The 17,248-nt window shown below is 55.6% G+C and carries 19 protein-coding genes; 9 read left to right on the forward strand and 10 right to left on the reverse strand.

The window, feature by feature from the left end:
- Window positions 1-41 precede the first annotated feature (41 nt).
- The 4 genes from P1X16_RS22635 to P1X16_RS22650 form a co-directional block, all read right to left on the reverse strand.
- Window positions 42-251, reverse strand: coding sequence for a hypothetical protein (locus P1X16_RS22635; protein WP_277234064.1), 210 nt, complete (start codon window positions 249-251; stop codon window positions 42-44).
- 24 nt (window positions 252-275) lie between these two features.
- Window positions 276-482 carry a (4Fe-4S)-binding protein gene (locus P1X16_RS22640; RefSeq protein WP_277234066.1) on the reverse strand — a complete coding sequence of 69 codons (207 nt, stop codon included), beginning with the start codon at window positions 480-482 and terminating at the stop codon, window positions 276-278.
- Window positions 483-1,280: 798 nt separating this feature from the next.
- Window positions 1,281-1,862 carry a Crp/Fnr family transcriptional regulator gene (locus P1X16_RS22645; RefSeq protein WP_277234068.1) on the reverse strand — a complete coding sequence of 194 codons (582 nt, stop codon included), beginning with the start codon at window positions 1,860-1,862 and terminating at the stop codon, window positions 1,281-1,283.
- A gap of 398 nt (window positions 1,863-2,260) precedes the next feature.
- The gene (locus P1X16_RS22650) at window positions 2,261-3,253 is read right to left on the reverse strand and encodes a zinc-binding dehydrogenase (protein WP_346771258.1); all 993 of its coding nucleotides are present in this window, start codon (window positions 3,251-3,253) and stop codon (window positions 2,261-2,263) included.
- A gap of 232 nt (window positions 3,254-3,485) precedes the next feature.
- On the opposite strand from P1X16_RS22650, the gene P1X16_RS22655 reads away from it, so the two are divergent.
- From P1X16_RS22655 to P1X16_RS22670, 4 genes are all read left to right on the forward strand, one after another.
- Window positions 3,486-4,385: a helix-turn-helix transcriptional regulator gene (locus tag P1X16_RS22655; protein ID WP_277234070.1), complete on the forward strand. Its 900-nt coding sequence runs from the start codon at window positions 3,486-3,488 to the stop codon at window positions 4,383-4,385.
- 854 nt (window positions 4,386-5,239) lie between these two features.
- Window positions 5,240-5,896: a hydrolase gene (locus P1X16_RS22660; protein WP_277234072.1), complete on the forward strand. Its 657-nt coding sequence runs from the start codon at window positions 5,240-5,242 to the stop codon at window positions 5,894-5,896.
- Window positions 5,897-6,003: 107 nt separating this feature from the next.
- A complete protein-coding gene (locus tag P1X16_RS22665) occupies window positions 6,004-7,050 on the forward strand; it encodes an LLM class flavin-dependent oxidoreductase (protein ID WP_277234074.1) in 1,047 nt (348 codons plus the stop codon).
- Window positions 7,051-7,093: 43 nt separating this feature from the next.
- On the forward strand, window positions 7,094-7,975 hold the full coding sequence (locus P1X16_RS22670; RefSeq protein WP_277234076.1) for a pirin family protein: 882 nt from the start codon (window positions 7,094-7,096) through the stop codon (window positions 7,973-7,975).
- Between the two features lie 274 nt (window positions 7,976-8,249).
- On the opposite strand, the gene P1X16_RS22675 is transcribed toward P1X16_RS22670, so the two are convergent.
- Complete coding sequence (locus P1X16_RS22675) at window positions 8,250-8,597, reverse strand: helix-turn-helix domain-containing protein (protein WP_277234078.1); 348 nt, start codon at window positions 8,595-8,597, stop codon at window positions 8,250-8,252.
- Window positions 8,598-8,741: 144 nt separating this feature from the next.
- Here P1X16_RS22675 and P1X16_RS22680 point away from each other — a divergent pair, with 144 nt between their 5' ends.
- The gene (locus P1X16_RS22680) at window positions 8,742-9,500 is read left to right on the forward strand and encodes an SDR family oxidoreductase (protein ID WP_277234080.1); all 759 of its coding nucleotides are present in this window, start codon (window positions 8,742-8,744) and stop codon (window positions 9,498-9,500) included.
- A 253-nt stretch (window positions 9,501-9,753) separates the two neighbouring features.
- Here P1X16_RS22680 and P1X16_RS22685 read toward each other — a convergent pair whose 3' ends face one another.
- Window positions 9,754-9,966 (reverse strand): hypothetical protein, encoded by a 213-nt coding sequence (locus tag P1X16_RS22685; protein ID WP_277234082.1) that lies wholly within the window; start codon window positions 9,964-9,966, stop codon window positions 9,754-9,756.
- A 57-nt stretch (window positions 9,967-10,023) separates the two neighbouring features.
- Between P1X16_RS22685 and P1X16_RS22690 the strand changes: the two genes are divergently transcribed.
- The 3 genes from P1X16_RS22690 to P1X16_RS22700 all read left to right on the forward strand — a co-directional run bounded on the left by P1X16_RS22690 (window position 10,024) and on the right by P1X16_RS22700 (window position 12,723).
- Window positions 10,024-10,491 carry a cyclic nucleotide-binding domain-containing protein gene (locus tag P1X16_RS22690; RefSeq protein WP_277234084.1) on the forward strand — a complete coding sequence of 156 codons (468 nt, stop codon included), beginning with the start codon at window positions 10,024-10,026 and terminating at the stop codon, window positions 10,489-10,491.
- A 494-nt stretch (window positions 10,492-10,985) separates the two neighbouring features.
- A complete protein-coding gene (locus P1X16_RS22695; RefSeq protein ID WP_277234086.1) occupies window positions 10,986-11,876 on the forward strand; it encodes an SDR family NAD(P)-dependent oxidoreductase in 891 nt (296 codons plus the stop codon).
- Between the two features lie 43 nt (window positions 11,877-11,919).
- Window positions 11,920-12,723, forward strand: a complete 804-nt coding sequence (locus P1X16_RS22700) for an AraC family transcriptional regulator (RefSeq protein ID WP_277234088.1) — start codon at window positions 11,920-11,922, stop codon at window positions 12,721-12,723.
- A gap of 521 nt (window positions 12,724-13,244) precedes the next feature.
- Here P1X16_RS22700 and P1X16_RS22705 read toward each other — a convergent pair.
- Entirely contained in the window at window positions 13,245-13,616 is a 372-nt protein-coding gene (locus tag P1X16_RS22705) for a helix-turn-helix domain-containing protein (RefSeq protein WP_277234090.1), read from the reverse strand.
- A 110-nt stretch (window positions 13,617-13,726) separates the two neighbouring features.
- Here P1X16_RS22705 and P1X16_RS22710 point away from each other — a divergent pair, with 110 nt between their 5' ends.
- Window positions 13,727-14,590: an enoyl-CoA hydratase/isomerase family protein gene (locus P1X16_RS22710; protein ID WP_277234092.1), complete on the forward strand. Its 864-nt coding sequence runs from the start codon at window positions 13,727-13,729 to the stop codon at window positions 14,588-14,590.
- Between the two features lie 163 nt (window positions 14,591-14,753).
- Here P1X16_RS22710 and P1X16_RS22715 read toward each other — a convergent pair whose 3' ends face one another.
- From P1X16_RS22715 to P1X16_RS22725, 3 genes are all read right to left on the reverse strand, one after another.
- Window positions 14,754-15,488 carry an SDR family oxidoreductase gene (locus P1X16_RS22715; protein WP_277234094.1) on the reverse strand — a complete coding sequence of 245 codons (735 nt, stop codon included), beginning with the start codon at window positions 15,486-15,488 and terminating at the stop codon, window positions 14,754-14,756.
- A 34-nt stretch (window positions 15,489-15,522) separates the two neighbouring features.
- Window positions 15,523-16,344: an SDR family oxidoreductase gene (locus P1X16_RS22720; RefSeq protein ID WP_277234096.1), complete on the reverse strand. Its 822-nt coding sequence runs from the start codon at window positions 16,342-16,344 to the stop codon at window positions 15,523-15,525.
- Between the two features lie 61 nt (window positions 16,345-16,405).
- Entirely contained in the window at window positions 16,406-17,224 is an 819-nt protein-coding gene (locus P1X16_RS22725) for an AraC family transcriptional regulator (RefSeq protein ID WP_277234098.1), read from the reverse strand.
- Window positions 17,225-17,248 lie beyond the last annotated feature (24 nt).

Raw genomic sequence — 17,248 nt, forward strand, 5'->3', positions numbered from 1 at the left:
CCTGAACTGCAGGTTCACGTACGGGCAGAGCGGCACGATCTTTAGTTGTTTCGCCCGGGCGTAGCTGACCAGCTGGTCGAGTAGTACTTTGGCAAAGCCGTGCCCCTCGTACTCGGCTCCACCTCGGTATGAAATACAGTGAGGTTGCCCTTCGAGACGGCGATATTCATTTTGCCGGCCTTTATTTCGTTTTCAAAAAGCTGCACCTCCCCACGGCCGCGGTCATCAATGACCACTTTTGTTTTTTCCATATTACATCGCTGTGTTCGTGGATTTCATTGTTTGATGCTTAAGGCCCCGGACGGGCATTTAGCAACCTGCTCGATTAGTTCCAGGGTGGAGGCATTCGCCGGCCGGATCCAGGGCCGCGCCCTAGGATCATATACCTGCGGCAGCATGCTGACGCAGACCGCTGAATGAATGCATGCTTGAGGCTTCCAGAGGATAGTTATCTCTCCATTTGAGTATTCATGCGTTTCCATGGTGAATTCTCCTGCTTTAATGATTAACCTCTCCAAGGCACCACCGGGCGCAGCTAGGCGTTTCAGACGAACCTTGTCAGCTGAAACACAAATCTCCGTAACCGCAAAAGATTGGAAGATGATGTAGATCGATAAAAAGCAGACTTTGGTCCTTAGATCACCAGAAAATCAGGGACGCAGAAACCCGCGAGCAATAATTGCTCGTTGCTAGGCCTGCCAATCATCACATCGAACTTGATGCGGCTGCCCGGACCACGGTACTGTAGCACGGCAGTAGTGACAAGTACGTCGCTGTTTTTTTTGCACGCACACATCCAACTGCTAGTCAACAGCGCGAAATCTCTCATGGACCTAGTCTGCCAGCACAACTGGCTTGGCGTTCTGGTCGGCCGCGAAACAGTGCGGCAGAGACTCAAAAAACGCGCTGCACCCGCAACGCGTAATTAGGCTGCGACCAACTCCATACGCACTTTGCCCTTGCATGTCACACCCGCTACCCGCCTTAGTGGACGCGACGTTTGGCCGAGCGCAGCGAGTTTGTTTACACGCTCGTGCATGTCTCGCGGCTAAGCGGGACGGAAACCGAGATCAGCACCCTAGTGCGCCAGTTCCTGGGGTGCTTGGGTGACATCCACTAACTCGATGAACAGGTTCAGGGTTGGGTAGTAGTGCCGCCTGCAACCAGCATTAGGTAGCCATCCAATAGCACCTGAGTACGGCTAACCAAATTTTACCGCTTAATTTGACCCGGTCTGAGAACTCAAACTACTTTGTTAGCTTGAAATGGAGAGCAAAGCGTTATTTCCTCAGTAGTTTGCTTCTAACCCGGCTCAGCGTATCTTTTGTAAAGCCAAGGTAGGACGCGATGACATACTGCGGGAAACGGTCCAGCAATTCAGGATAACAGGCCGCGAATTCGGTGTAGCGCTTTTCCGCCGAAGCACTGATCACGGCGGTGATCCTTCGCTGGTTGGCCATATTATTCCTGTCGTCCATCTTACGCAGCATCTCGCTGAAAACCGGGATGTTTACTAGCTCAAGAACGCTCGGTCTGGTGATAATTAGCATTTCGGTATTTTCCCAAGCATCGATATTATAGATACTTGGCGTATCCATAATGTAGCTCTCACGGTCGCCCATCCACCAGTTCTCGATGCCAAGCCGGGCGATATGCTCGACTCCTCTCTCGTCGACGGTATACTGCCGCATGGCCCCTTTGACGATAAATGCAAAGTATTTACACTGGTTACCCTCCTGTAAAAAATACTGCCGTTTTCTTAATTTGAACGGCGTAAAAGCTTGCCGATACCGCTCCTTTTCCTCAGCCGTAATGGGTGCGGAGCTAAGCTTTTGAATGTAATTAAAAAACGCATCGTGCATAATTGTATTGCCTCCCAAAAACTAGACCGCCGAGGCGAGGTTTGGTTCGTTAAGCAAATTTGCGTGGGACAAAGGTAGAAGTTTAGCCGTAGACCATAGCCGGCGTTTAAACTTGGATTGCCTGATCGGGAGCGGTGATTATAGGGGGTGAAGTGGGCCTCTATCTGCTGGTAGAGATGGCGGCTATCCTCGCCCGAGTTGCAGTAGAGGTAGCACTAGAGTAGGAACAGAAACTATCGCGAGGCCACTTCACTAAGCGCGGCTTTCCAGGGGTGAGGGTGCGCAAGGGACGCGGTGGCCCGGCCGCAACGGCAGTGGGCAGCGTGAAAGTATAGCGGCCCAGCATATTGCCGAGTTTGGGCAACTAGGGCGAGCACAACCAGTCCCCGCGCTCCCAATTAATTTTCCGTGCCTTCGTTGTCGAACCCGTGGGCCACGTCCAGGACAATCTTGCCCGTGAGGCCGCCGCGGGCAAGCAAGGCGTGCGCCTCGGCGACGTGAGAGAGAGGGAGCACCGAATGCACCAGCGGCCGCAGTTGCCCGGCGTCGGCCAACCGGGCCACCTGCTCGAGCGGGGCCCGATGCTGCTGCACAAAGACAAAGTGCAGGGTCATGTTTTTGCCCCAGGCCGCCAGTAGGTTCTGCGGCTGGGCGATATCGACAATGCTGACCACCCGGCCGAATGGTTTAAGCACTTGTGGGGCGTCCTGGATGGCGGTACCCCCGATGGTGTCGATGACCACGTCCACCCCCGCCCCGCCGGTGAACTCGGCCACGCGGGCGATGTAATCATCGGTCAAGTAGTCGATGGTCTTTTCGGCCCCCAGGCCGCGGACCAACTCGGCTTGCTCGGCGCGGCACGTGGCGTAGGCCGTCGCGCCCAGCGCATGGGCAATCTGGATACTCAGCGAGCCCACCCCGCCGCTGCCGGCGTGCACGAGCACCGTTTCGCCGGCCCGCAGCTGCGCGCGTTCGACCAGCGCGTGCCAGGCGGTGCTGCCCGTGAGCGTAAGGGCGGCGGCTTGGAAGTGCGTGAGTGCGCGGGGCTTACGGGCCACCAGCGCCTGGGGCACGGCGTGGTACTCGGCGTAACTGCCGGCCGAACCGAAAATCGGGGGCGTGTAGTAGACCTCGTCCCCGGGGGCGAACTCCTGGGCGGCCGAACCAACCTGCACGACAACGCCCGACACGTCGTGGCCGATGATGGCCGGCAACGGCAGCTGATCGGCGTAGTCGCCCCGCCCGATTTGGTAGTCCAAGGGATTGACGGAGGTCGCCATTACTTGGACGAGCACCTCATCGGGGGCAAGGGCCGGGAGGGGTACCTCGCGCAGGTGGAACTGGGCGGGCGTACCAAAGCCCTCCAGGACCATGGCTTTCATGGTAGGCATAGGAAGATAGGGGTTGTTGTAAGCAGTACAAACCTACCGGCCTTGCTAGCAGTTTTAAAGGTAGAAAGCGGCTATTAAGTGGTATGATTTGACGCCCTCGCTTATTTTAGCGTAGCGCTCCTTCCCTCAGGCCGCCCTAGCGCCGGGCGCGGCGGAAGCAAAAATACTTCGGGGTGGTTATGCGCCGCCGGCATTGGACTCAACACCGAACAACCTTGCCTACTTATCCGGTATGCCGACCATACTTTACGAGCCCTTCGAAATTAGCACCCGTACGGTCGCCGCCGGGCCCATCCAAGCGGCGCAAATCAACCAGTTTTTTGAATTGGTGTACGTGGAGGCGGGCTGGGGGCAGCAGCAGGTGAATGACCATACCTACCCGTTCGGGCCCGGTGACGTACTGCTTTTGTTGCCGCGCGAGTGCAACGGCTTGCAAGCCGAGACCGAAGTCCGGCTGCGCAGCGTCCGTTTTCTGCCCGTGTTCTTTGCTCAACCCAGCGTGCAGGCCCAACGCATTGATTTTACGCAGTGGTTGCGCAAAATCGAATTCATTTTCTTCAATTACCCTCGCAACCGTAGCAATCTTATTGGCTCGGCGGCCGACCGCGCCACCGTGGCGCAGCTCTTGGAAAACGCCACCGCGGAGTACCAGGACGAGCGCCTGTTTTGCGACGTGCTGTTGCAAACCCACCTGATGGGGGTGCTCACGCTCGTGGCCCGCAACCTGTATCACGCGCAGCTGCCGGCTCCCCTGGCCGAGGGGGCATTGGGTCAGCATCCGGCCCCGGCCCAGGAGGAGCTGTTCTCCCACCTGCATTTTCACATTTACGAACCGGCCAAGCTGACGGCCCGGCACCTGGCCGAGCACTTCGGCGTGGCCCCTTCCTACTTCGGACGATACTTTCAGCGTTTGGCGGGCGTGCCGCTCAAGCGCTACGTGCTGCTCTACAAACTCAAGCTAGTGGAAAGCCGGCTGCAATTCAGTGACCTCACCCTGAGCCAGATTGCCGATGAGCTGGGCTTCACCGACGTCAGTCACCTGAATAAAACGTTTCTACGTTACCGCGGCGCCCTGCCCAGCACCTTCCGTCGGCAGGCAGGACTTGGGCTGAGTTCGGCAACGACGGCTTGAGGCGGCGAAACTGGCACGGACGAGTTGACCGGCTGCTCTGCGGGTACCATTCCCTTGGTGAGTTCTGGCACTCGCGGGGGCCGGCAAACTGCGTTAGGGACGTGGGCAACACTTCCCCGGTAGGCCCGCCTAAGGGGGCGAAGTAGCGGTAGATGGTGGCTCGGCCAACGCCAAGCCGTAAACCGATTTTAGTCGTATTCTGGGGAAGCCGCCCGAGCAGTTTTTCTCTACCGATACTTCCTGTTCTTACTCTAGTGCTATTCCAAGTACGCGCATCCCCCTCCATGGGGCGCCAGAGCTGCTCGAAAAAGGGCTAGCGGAAGCGCGGCTCCGCTTGTCACAACTGATGTAGCAACCGGTCGCCAGTAGCGCCCGCTAAACGCCTGCCTGGCAAACTGGCTGCTCTGCTCGGAGTTGAAGATATAAGGATGCGGGCTTCTGGTGCAGGGTATCGACCAGGGCGTGAGATTGAAGCTCGCGTCGATCTTGTTGAACAGTTCCCAACTCAGCACGTAGCGCGAATGACAGTCTAGCGGCTGGAAAACCTTGCTTGAAAGTCCCGAAAGTGCGAAAATGCTTGGCACATTCCAAAACCGTCGACATAGGTCGATAATATTTTTAGATGCAGGTCATCTTTCAGGAGGAACCGGGCGAATGAAATTTGCTTCTGGCAATCTGCCTGTCAAAGATCATGGAAAAGGTGCGGGTTGTTTTCAAAAACCGCGTGTGCTAGGCGAGCCGCCTGCACCTGCAGTGCGGCTCCGCACTATCGTAACACCGGCATCAAGGCGAGCAGCAGGATTCTTAGGGAAAGTACAAAGACCGATACAGCAACTCTTGTCCAACACACACACATGGGAAATAGTGTAAAAACTGGCCTACCGGGCCTGCTAACTCCGGAGAACAGCATCGTGGTCCTGATCGATCACCAGCCTTTTCAGTTCGCTAATCTGAACAGCCACGAACCGACGATGATCATCAATGCGGTGACCGGGCTGGCCAAAGCGGCCAAGGTCTTCAAGGTACCGACCATACTGACCACCGTTGTGGAAGAGCGCGGCGGTTTAATTATCAAACAACTCCAGGATGTATATCCGGACCAAAAACCGATAAACCGTACCTGGATCAATACCTGGCAAGACCCTGCCGTTACCGACCTAGTAGCTGCGAGTGGCCGCAAGCAGCTGATTCTGGCGGGTCTATGGACAGAGGTGTGCGTGGCCATGCCTGCGATACAGGCAGCTAATGAAGGGTACGATGTATTCGTGGTTACCGATGCCTGCGGATCCGTTACACCGGAAGCCCATGACCAGGCAGTACGCCGTATGATACAACACGGTATTACGCCGATCAACTGGGTTGCCGTTACCTCGGAATGGCAGCGGGACTGGGCGCGTCTCGACACCGCAACTGCGTTAGCAGGCCTGATGATCGAGCATACCGGAGGAACCGGTGTGGCCTATGCCTGGGAGCAACAGCTGCTGAATACCCCGGTACCGGCACAGCATTAAAAAATAAAGAAAGGCACCCTCCTGGTTCTTGTCGGGGTGTCGCCTTTCTTTGAAACCATTCGCTACCCTGGTAGCAATGACGGATAGCGGTTGAAATACACATACTTATGCAAATAGGCATAGACAGCTTCGCTTCGGCAATGTATGGAAGCAATACTTTGGGCAGTGAAGCAGCCATGGAGCAGTTGCTGGACCGGATAATTGCGGCAGACGAGGCTGGCCTTGCTGTTTTCGGGATAGGCGAGCATCACAAAAAGGAATTTTTGGACTCGGTACCCTCGATGATTCTGGCCGCCGCCGCGGCCCGGACCAAACGCATCCGGTTGACAAGCGCGGTGACCGTACTGAGCACTTCGGATCCGGTGCGGGTTTTCCAGCATTTTGCGACGCTTGACCTCATTTCCAAAGGCCGTGCGGAGATTGTGGTAGGTCGGGGCTCCGCCATTGAGGCCTACCCGCTCTTCGGTTTCGACCTGAATGATTATGACGCCTTGTTCAAGGAAAAACTGAAGTTATTGCTGCAGATCCGGGATGAGGAATTCGTGACTTGGTCGGGTAAGTTCAGGCCAGCACTCAAGAACCAGCCGGTCTATCCGCGTCCGGTGCAGGAAAAACTGCCCGTTTGGGTGGGCGTCGGCGGCACGCCGCAGTCCTTTGTGCGGGCTGGTATGCTAGGCTTGCCGTTGATGGTCGCCGTTATCGGGGGCGAGACGGAAAGCTTTCGGCCGCTGGTCGACCTTTACCGAAGATCGGGGGCAGAAGCCGGGTTCAGTCCCGACCAGCTTAAGGTCGGACTGCATTCTCCTGGTTATGTGGGTGAGGATGACCATTCAGCGGTCGAGGATTACTACCCGGGCTATGCAGAATTATGGACCAAGGCGGGCAAGGAACGCGGCTGGCCGCCGGTAACAAGGAAGCAATTTAACGCCCAGGTCGGGCCAAAAGGCGTGCTCGTCGTGGGGGGCCCGGAAACGGTCGCCGAAAAGCTGTTGCGCCATAGCGAGGCGCTGGGAGGCGTGGACCGTTTTACGTTCCAGATGGACAACGCCGGTCTTAGCCACGAGCAGCTGCTCCAATCGATCGAGCTGATTGGCAGGAAGGTAATTCCGCAGATCAGCAAACTATACAGTGAGCGCGAAGTTCCTCGCCCCTGATTATTGCTGCAATAAGCATTACCCATTAGGCCCCTACTTTAGCATGAAGAAAAAAAGCAGTTTCTCGACCCAGGGCCAACGGGCAGACATCGGTTCCCTGGTCATCTACCGTGTCCTACCGAACCGGTATGCTGACGCGGTCGGTCCGTTCGTTTTCCTGGACCATATCGCTCCAAAGGTCCAAACAAAAATCAATAAAGAGGGGACCGGCGCGCACCCGCACCGGGGCATAGCGACCCTAAGCTATATCCTGAACGGCGAGGACGAACATTTTGACAGCGCAGGCAACTACGCCCTGGTACATTCTGGCGGGGTGCAATGGATGAATGCCGGCAACGGCATCATCCATGATGAAACGTTGAACTACGATTCGAAGACCGATTCCAAATTAACCCACGCATTCCAGTTCTGGATCAATCTGCCCGCCAAGATCAAAGCGGAAAAGCCGGGCTACTTAGCCATTGAGGGCCGTGATGTTCCTTTCAAGGAACTGCCGGACGGCAGCGGCTGGGTCAAGGTGATTGTGGGCTCCTTCGAGGAACTTACCTCTGCTATTCCCACTTATTCAGCGCAATTTCTTTATCACATTCACCTGGAACCCGGCGCAGCATTCGCTATCGAATTACCCGACAAAGTAGAGGTGGCGGCTTATTTGCCAACGTTGCAAGCGATTATCAATGACGAGGAATTCAAGGCCGGTGATTTCATTGAGTATGACCGAACCGCCGGCAGTATTGAAGTGAAAAATAAGGGACAAGAAGCCTGCGACATCCTGCTGTTCGGTGGGGAACCTTACCCGGAACCTATCGTGGCGGAAGGGCCTTTCGTAATGAATTCTAAAGCGGAGGTTGCCAATGCATACCGGAATTTTTACAACGGCGACTACGGTAAGATAGATTACGACAAGCAAAGGGCCGGGATGTAGCTTAGAAATTGCGTTGACTTCCGGCAGCAGGAAACGCGGAGTCGCGCCTGCGTAGCCGCCCGTAGTTTTGCTGTCCTGCGTAAGCTGACTTCAAGCTTTTGCCACACGGGCGACATCAACCGGGTAGTCTACGGGCGCGTCGTCAGCAGGCCCGTGGCAGCGACGACTATATGGCGCAGTTGCTACTGCGCGGCCACCAGGAAGGGGGGCAATCAGTCAAGATTTGCATGCGCAAAAGTCCTGCTGCATTACCAAGGCCAATAGCGAGTGAGTTTTATTGTTCGGAGGCAGTGATGGCTACCGAACCGGCGCTGTGCCAATTACAAAGTTGCTCCAGAATAGGCAATAGCTCGAGGCCGTGGGGACTAAGACGGTATTCCACCCGCGGCGGCAGCTCCGCAAACGCCTCGCGCACGATAATACCGTCGTCTTCCAGTTCCTTGAGCTGCTCGGTCAGCACTTTCCGCGAAATCAGAGAGAGTTTCTGCGCTAGCTGGCCGAAGCGCACCCGTTTGCGGGCGAGGTTGAAAATAATAATGGGCTTCCATTTGCCTCCCAAAACCCCCATCGTACGGGTGATGGGACAGGCGGAAGCGCGAAATATGGAATTGGTGTCTTTCATGGCGGGGAACAGGAAAAGTAGCCGGTTTTAGGTTGTTTGTTACCGATAAGTAACCAGTTTTTTAAGGGGTAGCCTTCACATTAGTTACTAATATAAACTAATGTTAGTTCCTTTGTGAAACTAATTTCAAATAACCTTTCAATAATGGAAACTTCCCAAAAACTTGCTGGCAAAATTGCCCTCATTACGGGCGGCACCACTGGTATCGGTTTGGCCACTGCCCAACGCTTCGTGGCCGAAGGTGCGTTTGTTTTTATTACCGGTCGGCGGCAGGCCGAGCTGGATGCGGCCGTGCAACTGCTCGGCGCCAGCGCTACCGGCATCCGCGGCGACGTAGCTAGCCTGTCCGACCTCGACCACGTAATTGCCACCATCAAAACAGCGAAAGGTCATCTGGATGTGCTGTTTGCCAATGCCGGCGTGGCCGAGTCAGCCCCGCTGGAAGCCGTGACGGAAGCCCACTACGACCAGCAGTTTGACGTTAACGTGAAAGGCACGCTATTTACGGTGCAAAAAGCCCTGCCGCTGCTCCTCGATGGCGCTTCCATCATTGTGATGGCCTCCACTGTGGCCTCAAAAGGTGCCGAAAATTTCAGCGTGTACAGCGCCACGAAAGCCGCCATCCGCTCTTTTGCTCGCACGTGGACGACCGACCTGAAAGCCCGCAACATCCGCGTCAACGCCATCAGCCCCGGCCCCATCGAGACGCCCGGCGCCGATGCCGTGGCCGGTTCGCCCCAGCAAGCCACGCAGTTTAAGGCGTACATGGCCAGCATCGTGCCGCTGGGCCGAGTGGGCCAACCAGACGAAGTTGCCAAAGCGGCCGTGTTTCTCGCTTCCGACGACAGTAGCTTCGTGACGGGCACCGAGCTGTTCGTGGACGGCGGCGTGGCGCAGGTCTGAGCGCCGGTTGCGCTATTCGTCTTGCTTGCGGTGGTCTTCCGTGGGTTGTTTAGGTTTCCGCTTCGGTACTGATTCGCACCCATTCTATAAGGTGCTGCTGAACCGCAGACGTGTTGGGCAGCAAGATAGTAAGGGCTGCTACTTTTGTTGTGCTGCTCTCTACCGCGCGGTAGAGAGCAGCGCATACAGTGAAATCCGGGATGATTAGGAACCGGCTGAATTTTCTCTTTTAATGGTACTTAAAACGGGGCGTCTAACAGCCGCCACCCACCACCTCTACCCCGAATGCGTCGCGCTGGGCGGCACCTGAGTCCACTTGCGCGTGTGCCAGCACTGCGGCCATGTCGGCAACTGCAAGCAGTCGAAAAATACCCACGCCGCCAAGCACTTTCACGCCCCCGGGCACCCGCTGGTATCCTCCGCCGAGCCCGGCGAAGACTGGGCTTTCAGTTACCCTTACTAACAATTTGGGAAGTACTAGACCGCAGGCGGACTTAGACATCAAATTCTCCACTCCCCTCCTATGCCCCATCTATTGCCACCTGACCCGGCGGCTTTAAGCAGCATCACCGCCTTTCAAGGCTTGCCGCCCAAGGTACTGGCTTGGCTGTTGCAGGCCGGGGAGCTACGGCAGTATAATGATGGCGAACCCATTGTACTAGCAGGAGCCCCCGCCGATAGGCTGCTGGCCGTGGTGCGCGGGGGGGCGCACACGCTCTTGCCCGGTGGCCCCGGCGGACGGAGTTTCCGCCTCAATGCCGGCGACGTAGGCGGCTTGCTGCCGTACTCGCGGCTTCAGGCTTTCCCAGCGCAGGGCGTAGCCGTGGACGATACCATCCTCTATGAGTTAGAGCGCACGCACTTTCCGATGCTGGAGCAAGTGAGCCCGGAGCTGGTGCAGAGCCTGGTGGGGGTGATGAACGACCGGATTCGCGACGAGGCCCGGACCGTGGAGCGCGACTACAAATTGCTGCGCCTGCTCCCCCCGTAGGCGTTGTTAAACCAATGGATTGAATCTCTGACTCGACTTGGTATTATCGACGCAATGGTAATTCAATAAACTGCGGTTTATGGACTAAGAAGGTCGCTGTGCTGATTTGGCTTACTAACTTATTCGCTCACCTGGTACTCCCGCTAAGCCTTATTGGGAATGCCGGGCCGGGCAAGCGACTTCCGGGCAGTTGGAATGGCGGCTGCTTTGGATGTGGGAGGCCACGTTTTAAAGGTCTTACAACGCAGCGCAGCCCTTGGAAAGCGCACTATTAGCGCGTGTATCTCACTTTTGCAATAGGCGATGTACGCTAAAAAATTAGGGACTCAGCTCTTTGGTGGTACTCCACCCGGCAATGAATAGGCCTTCTCGAGTGAGAAGTAATCGGCCGGGGAAATAGCCGTTTAAACAAAGCAAATCAGGACGTTTCAACAAAGCTTACCAGTTGTCAACCAGCGACCTTTGTATCCATCATCTTAAAGCGTATTGCACCAATGAAAACCTTGAAGAATGTATTGATTACCGGCGCGGCAGGTGGTTTTGGCACAGATGTAATAGAGGCTTTGCTGGCAGAAGGGTACACGGTAACAGGTGCTATGCGGGACGTGGGCGGCAGAAACAAAGAAGCGGCTGAAGCTCTAGCAATGAAGGGCGCATTTATAGTTGATCTAGATGTTACCAGTGACGAAAGTGTGGTAGCAGGTGTACAGAATGCGGCGGCCCACATGGGCAGCATTGATATTCTAATTAATAATGCCGGATTAGGTGCTGGGGGAATTCAGGAAGGGTTTACCGCCGATGACTGGAAGAAAGTATTTGACGTGAATGTGTTCGGAGTGCAGCGCATGACCCGCGCCGTGCTACCGTTTATGAAACAACAGCAGCAAGGGCTCTTGCTGCTGATATCAAGCCTCAGTGCACGGCTTGCTGTGCCTTTCCAGGGGCCTTACAGCCCTTCTAAATGGGCTGCCGAGGCCTTAGCGGAGAGCTATCGAACGGAAGTATCTAATTTTGGAATTGAATCTTGTATTGTGGAGCCGGGGGCCTTTCCCACCCAATTTATCGGTTCTTTGCTCCAGCCTAGCGAGAAAGAGCGTTCGGCAGATTACGGCCCCGTCAAGGATTTGCCTGATGCGTTGCTAGCCTCGATAAAAGGGGTATTCGAAGCTAATCCTGAACAAAAGACGGCCTTAGTTTCCAGAGCAATTCTAGAGCTTATTAGAATGCCGCACGGCACTCGCCCGATGCGCACGGAGGTAGACAAAATGTTTATGGGAGAGTTGGTAGCGCCTTTGAATCAACAACTAGCAGAAGCGAATGAAAAACTGTATGAAGCTTTTCAAATGAGTCACCTGACAAAAGTCAAAATCAGGACAATAAGTTAGCAAAGATTAATTATCCTCCTTTTTATTCCGCAAACCTAATACGATGGAAAAAAGGCTGCACAACCCGTCAGCTGAAGTAGTGTTGTCTTGTTTAGAAGAGAAGTATTTAAAAAATGAAGTAATGCTCGACGAGCATTGCTTCGTCAGAATTATTTCTGGGGAAGTGAAAATTGTACTAGCTGCTACCAGCCAGGTGTACGGTCCCGGAGATACAATACTTTTTCCTCGGCGTCAGTTATCAACTGTCATTCAGTACCCGAAAGACAACAAAGCGTATAAGTGTGTTTTAATTATCTTAAAGGGTAACCGCTTAAAGGAGTATTACTCTCGCAACCGTGCGTATGCTAGTACCGAACGTATACCAGCTGTAAAATCTTATAAAAAGCATCCGCTCGTAGAAAGTTATTTTGCCTCGTTACTGCCTTACTTTGAATTGCAGGAAGCATTGCCTGAGAAGCTTTTAGCTTTGAAGATCGAGGAGGCAATTACCATTTTAAGAACGATTGATAAGAGCGTCGATACGTTTTTAGCTGATTTTTCAGAACCTGGCAAAATTGACTTGGCAGAGTTCATGGAAAAGAACTACATGTTTAATATGTCATTGGAAAAGTTTAGCTACCTGACGGGAAGGAGCTTGACTACTTTTAAGCGTGATTTCACCAAAATTTATGGAATTACCCCACAGCGGTGGCTAATAAATAAACGTTTACAATTAGCGCATTATTTACTTTCGGAAAGTAAACAAAAGCCAGTTGAGGTATATCGGGAGGCAGGCTTTGAAAATCTGTCGCATTTTTCGTATGCTTTCAAAAAGCTTTTCGGTTATGCGCCCAAAGAAATAATATAAAAATATTATTTCTTTGGGCGCCAGATTTAGGCAATAGTCTGATCGATAGTTTTTGCTAGCCTAGTACATAACTCTGGCCACCGTGTGCTGCGAGAACCGTTGCAGCATCTCGCCCCGCAAAAACGGCCATAGCAAGGGCTGCACCAGCTACTCGTGCGTTACCTGCCGCCACTAAGCCATCTTTGGCCCGCCGCCCCGCGCAAAGCGGCTCAGTACTCTTGCAAGTGTCTCGCGCATGACGGTGGCCAAACCGGCAAAAAAGCGCATACCGCGCCACAGTGGCGTCTCCGGCCCAATCGGCGCCGGCTACTGGAACTCGATGCGATGTGGCCGTTTGTGGGCGGTAAGAAGCGTAAAAGTTGTTCTAACTAACCGCTCGCCGGATTGTGGCCTGGATGCTTGATGAAGTAGTCGAGCGAGTGGGTTATCGCGCGCCTGCGTACGGTGACAAGTGATGGCTGGCAGGAGTGTATGGAGCGAAGCTAGATGCTCCGGCGCGCAGCAGTGTAGGGATAACTGCGTCAGCCCACTGTGCGAATCATGGCATGGTGCTGTTTGCCCCACGTAACTAGGCTTTCCACAATCGGATATAACGAGTGGCTATAGTCGGTTAGGCAGTATTCTACCGTTTTAGGGAAATCCGGGTCTTCACTCCTGCTTACCAGGTTGTTGATTTCCATCAGTTTTAATTCCCTGGATAGCATCGCAAAGGTGATGCCCGGCACGTTCCGAGCAATATCCCGGTACCGGCGGTGCCCATTATGCAACGCAATGGTAATAGACAGCCGCCACTTACCGCTCAGGACATAAAGTGCATCTTGGGCAAAGCGGATATCTGCCTGGTCTTCAAGTGTACAGATGTACGGCTGGTCGTTGGGGCCCTGCTTGTTCACGTGCTATGGTTGATTAAAGCATGTTCCATTCCGGAAAATGTGCCAGCTAATTTTGTCTGACAAAAATACGATAGCCCCGCTTGCTACTTTCTGGAGCTTTAAATCAACCCATGGACACGCCCCTTTCTCCCCTGCCTATTTTTCAACTGCTGCACTTGGCTATTGCTGACGGCGTAGCTACTGTGCGGCTAGACAACGCGCCGGTAAATGCGTTGAGCGGCAAAATGATGCAGGAATTGCAATTGCTGTTTACTGACTTGGCCGCTCGCAAAGAGGTCAAAGTCATTTTGTTTGAAAGTGCCAACCCGGATTTCTTTATTGCGCACGTCGACATCAACATCCTGGAGGAGCAGGCTATTCTAGATGAACTAGGCAGCGCCGCCCCGGAAGGATTAAATCTTTTCCAGGCCGTGGGCGAGATGCTCCGGGCACAGCCCCAGGTTACCATTGTCAAGCTCAAAGGCATCGCCCGTGGGGGTGGCGCTGAGTTTGTAGCCGCCGCTGATATGAGTTTCGCTGGGCGCGAAAAAGGCAAACTGGCGCAATGTGAAGCGCTGATGGGTATTATTCCCGGCGGGGGAGCCACCCAATACCTTTCGTCGAAAATGACCCGGGGCAGGACCCTGGAAGTAATCTTGGGAGCTGATTTATTCGATGCCACAACTGCGGAACGTTATGGCTGGATCAATAGGGCACTACCGGATGCGGAGCTTGACGCCTTTGTCAATCACTTGGCGCTCAACATTGCTGCCTTACCAGAAGGGGTCATTGAAACAACTAAAAAGGTCTTGCCTGCTGTACGAGATGCTGGCGGTTTCCAGGCGGAAACTGAGGGCTGGGCAGCTTTGGCCTTTGCGCCCAAAACCGCCCAAATCATGAAAGAAGCGCTGCAAAATGGCGCTCAGACGGTCGCTGGCGAACGTCGGCTAGAAGAACTTCTTCGGAGCTTGGACGCAGTTAAGCAACAAGGATAAAATACGCAAATCACTTGGGTAGACGGAGGTATTTCACCCAGCAGCCCTCAAGTAATGAGGCCCCACAACAGCAGCGCTATCGTTCTCTACGACACGCTCCTTTCATTACCTAACCGTAGGCGGCACTTACCCCTCCTTCAACTGGTACTTGCCGGCTTCTGCCTCAAATCTGCCCCATTCCGCCGTCCGCGAAGATTTCACCCCCATTCACGAAACTGGAATCGCTGGAAGCCAGGAACAAAGCTATGGTTGCAACTTCTTCCGGACGACCTAACTCGCCGCGGGGAATTAGTTTCGCCAAGTGTGTCTTGGCTTCCAGACCGGCGACGAGGTCCAGCCCCGGGGTGTCTATCACCCCAGGACTAAGAATGTTGACGCGGATGTGCCGGTCTTTTAAATCGACGAGCCAGCACCGGGCGAAGGAACGAAGAGCGGCCTTGCTGGCACTGTACACGCTGTGGGCCGCGAAGCCCTTACTGGCGGCCAGCGACCCGTTCAGGATGATGGACCCACCTTCGGCGAAAAGCGGCAAGGCTTTCTGCACGGTGAAGAGCGTGCCCCGCACATTCAGGCCGAAGGTGGTGTCGAACAGCGCTTCCGATATGTCGCCAAGCTTGCCGAATTCGGCATACCCAGCACTGGCAAACAGGATATCCACGCGGCCTTTCTCTTGCCTCACGATGGCATAGAGGCGGTCGAGGTCAGCCAGGTTGGCCGCGTCACCGAGCACGCCGGTCACGTTGTGGCCAATGGCCCGCACGGCCTCGTCCAACTTCTCTTGCCGGCGACCGGTGAGGAAAACGTAGGCCCCTTCAGCCACGAATAAGTGGGCGGTGGCCAGGGCCAAACCCGAGGTGCCCCCGGTAATTACGGCTACTTTTCCGGCTAATCTTTGCATGGGGATGACAAGAATAAGAGGGTAAGCTAGGACGCTAAACGTCCAGGGAATCTACCACTGTCGGTAACCCGAACTGGGTAGCCACGCCTTGGCGAAAGGCTTCGGGGCCAACGGCTAGGCGCTGCGAGTAGGCGGCCACCGCATCGGGGCCGGCCGGGTAACGGAGCTGGTCCTGCTGATCGGTTGCGGCCTGGTACACCACTTCGGCAATAGCCTCGGCGGGCGCAAACTGCACGCCTGCCTGCCCGGTCATCAGCTGCTCAAACAGGCCCGCGTACGCGGCGTGTTCGGCCACTTGCAGCGAGCGGCCGGTGAAGTCGGTAGCGGTGCCCCCGGGCGAAATCGTTTTGATGCGAATGTTATGCAAGGCCAGCTCGAACGACATACTCTCGCTCCAGCCCTCGACGGCCCATTTGGTAGCATGGTAAATCGAGTACAGCGGGAAAGCCAGGAAGCCGCCCATGGACGTGGTGTTGAGAATACGGCCCGACCGCTGGGCCCGCAAATGGGGCAGAAACGCCTTGGTGACCCGAATCACGCCCAGCAGGTTGGTGCTGACGAGCTGCGTTATTTGCTCGTCCGAGAGGGCTTCCAGCGCGCCGATGAGGCCGTAGCCCGCGTTGTTGAACACCACGTCCACGGGGTGCAGGGCCAGGGCGCGCTGCACGGTATCGGCAATCTGAGTTGGGTCGGTCACGTCCAGCGGCAGCAGGTGCACACCCGGCAGCTGGGGGAGTTCCGTTTCGCGTTCGGGGTGCCGCATGGTGGCCAGGACGTTCCACCCCCGGGCGGCAAACAGCTTGGCCGTGGCTTTGCCTAAACCCGACGAAGCGCCGGTAATGAAGATAGTGGGCATAGTAAAAAATTAAGAGGATGGTCGTAATTACCGGGCGGTAAAATCCCGTGCTTGCGCTGGTTTAGTGAGGTGTGTACACGCGGGACGGCGGCAGGCCGAACAGCTGCTTGAAGGCGTGCGAGAAGTGCGCCAGGCTCTCGAAGCCCACTTCGTGGTAGACCTCCGAGGGGCGCTGGTGCTCTTCTTGCAGCAGGTAATAGGCTTCCGCCAGCCGCTGCTGGTAGCGCCAGCGGCTGGGCGAGGTGCGAAAAAGGCGGTGGAAGTCCCGCTTGAAGCTCGCCAGACTCCGCCCGGAGAGGTAGGCCAGCTGCCGCAGGTCCACGTTGAAGCGGAAGTGCTGCCGCATGAAGGGTTCCAAATCAATTTTGCCGGGCGGCGCGAAGTGAAACAGCACCGGTTGCAGCCCCGGGTGGGCCTGCAGCAGCAACATCAGGGCTTGCTGCTGCTGCTGCGCGGCCAGCGGCGCCGGCAGCGGCTGCTCGAAATACGGCTGGAGCGACTCGCCGAACTGCAGCAGCGCCGGGGTCGGGGCCAAGGCCGCGACGGCGGGGTCGCTGGCCGGGGCCACTTTCCCGGCCCAGGCCGTGCGTAAGCGGGCCGCCAGCAAGGTAGCCGGGTCAAATACGATTGTAATGGCGCGAAAAGGGCCCGTGGCAGCCGGGTATTTGGTGAAGTTGGCCAGGAAGTTTTTGCGGGTGAACAGCAGGCTACCCGCCTCGAATACGCGGCGGTGCCCCGCCTCCGTCACCCGCAGGCTGCCCGCCAAGAGGTAGGTCAGGCCATGCACGGCCACGCACTGGTCCGTCTCGATGTGGCGGCTCGCATACCGCGAATAGATGATGCCCGGCGGCGTAAAGAGGGGCGCTGGCTCCGTTTTCATACGTTTTCCCGGTTACACTTAACC

This window comes from Hymenobacter sp. YC55 (assembly GCF_029433095.1).
GTDB lineage: Bacteria > Bacteroidota > Bacteroidia > Cytophagales > Hymenobacteraceae > Hymenobacter.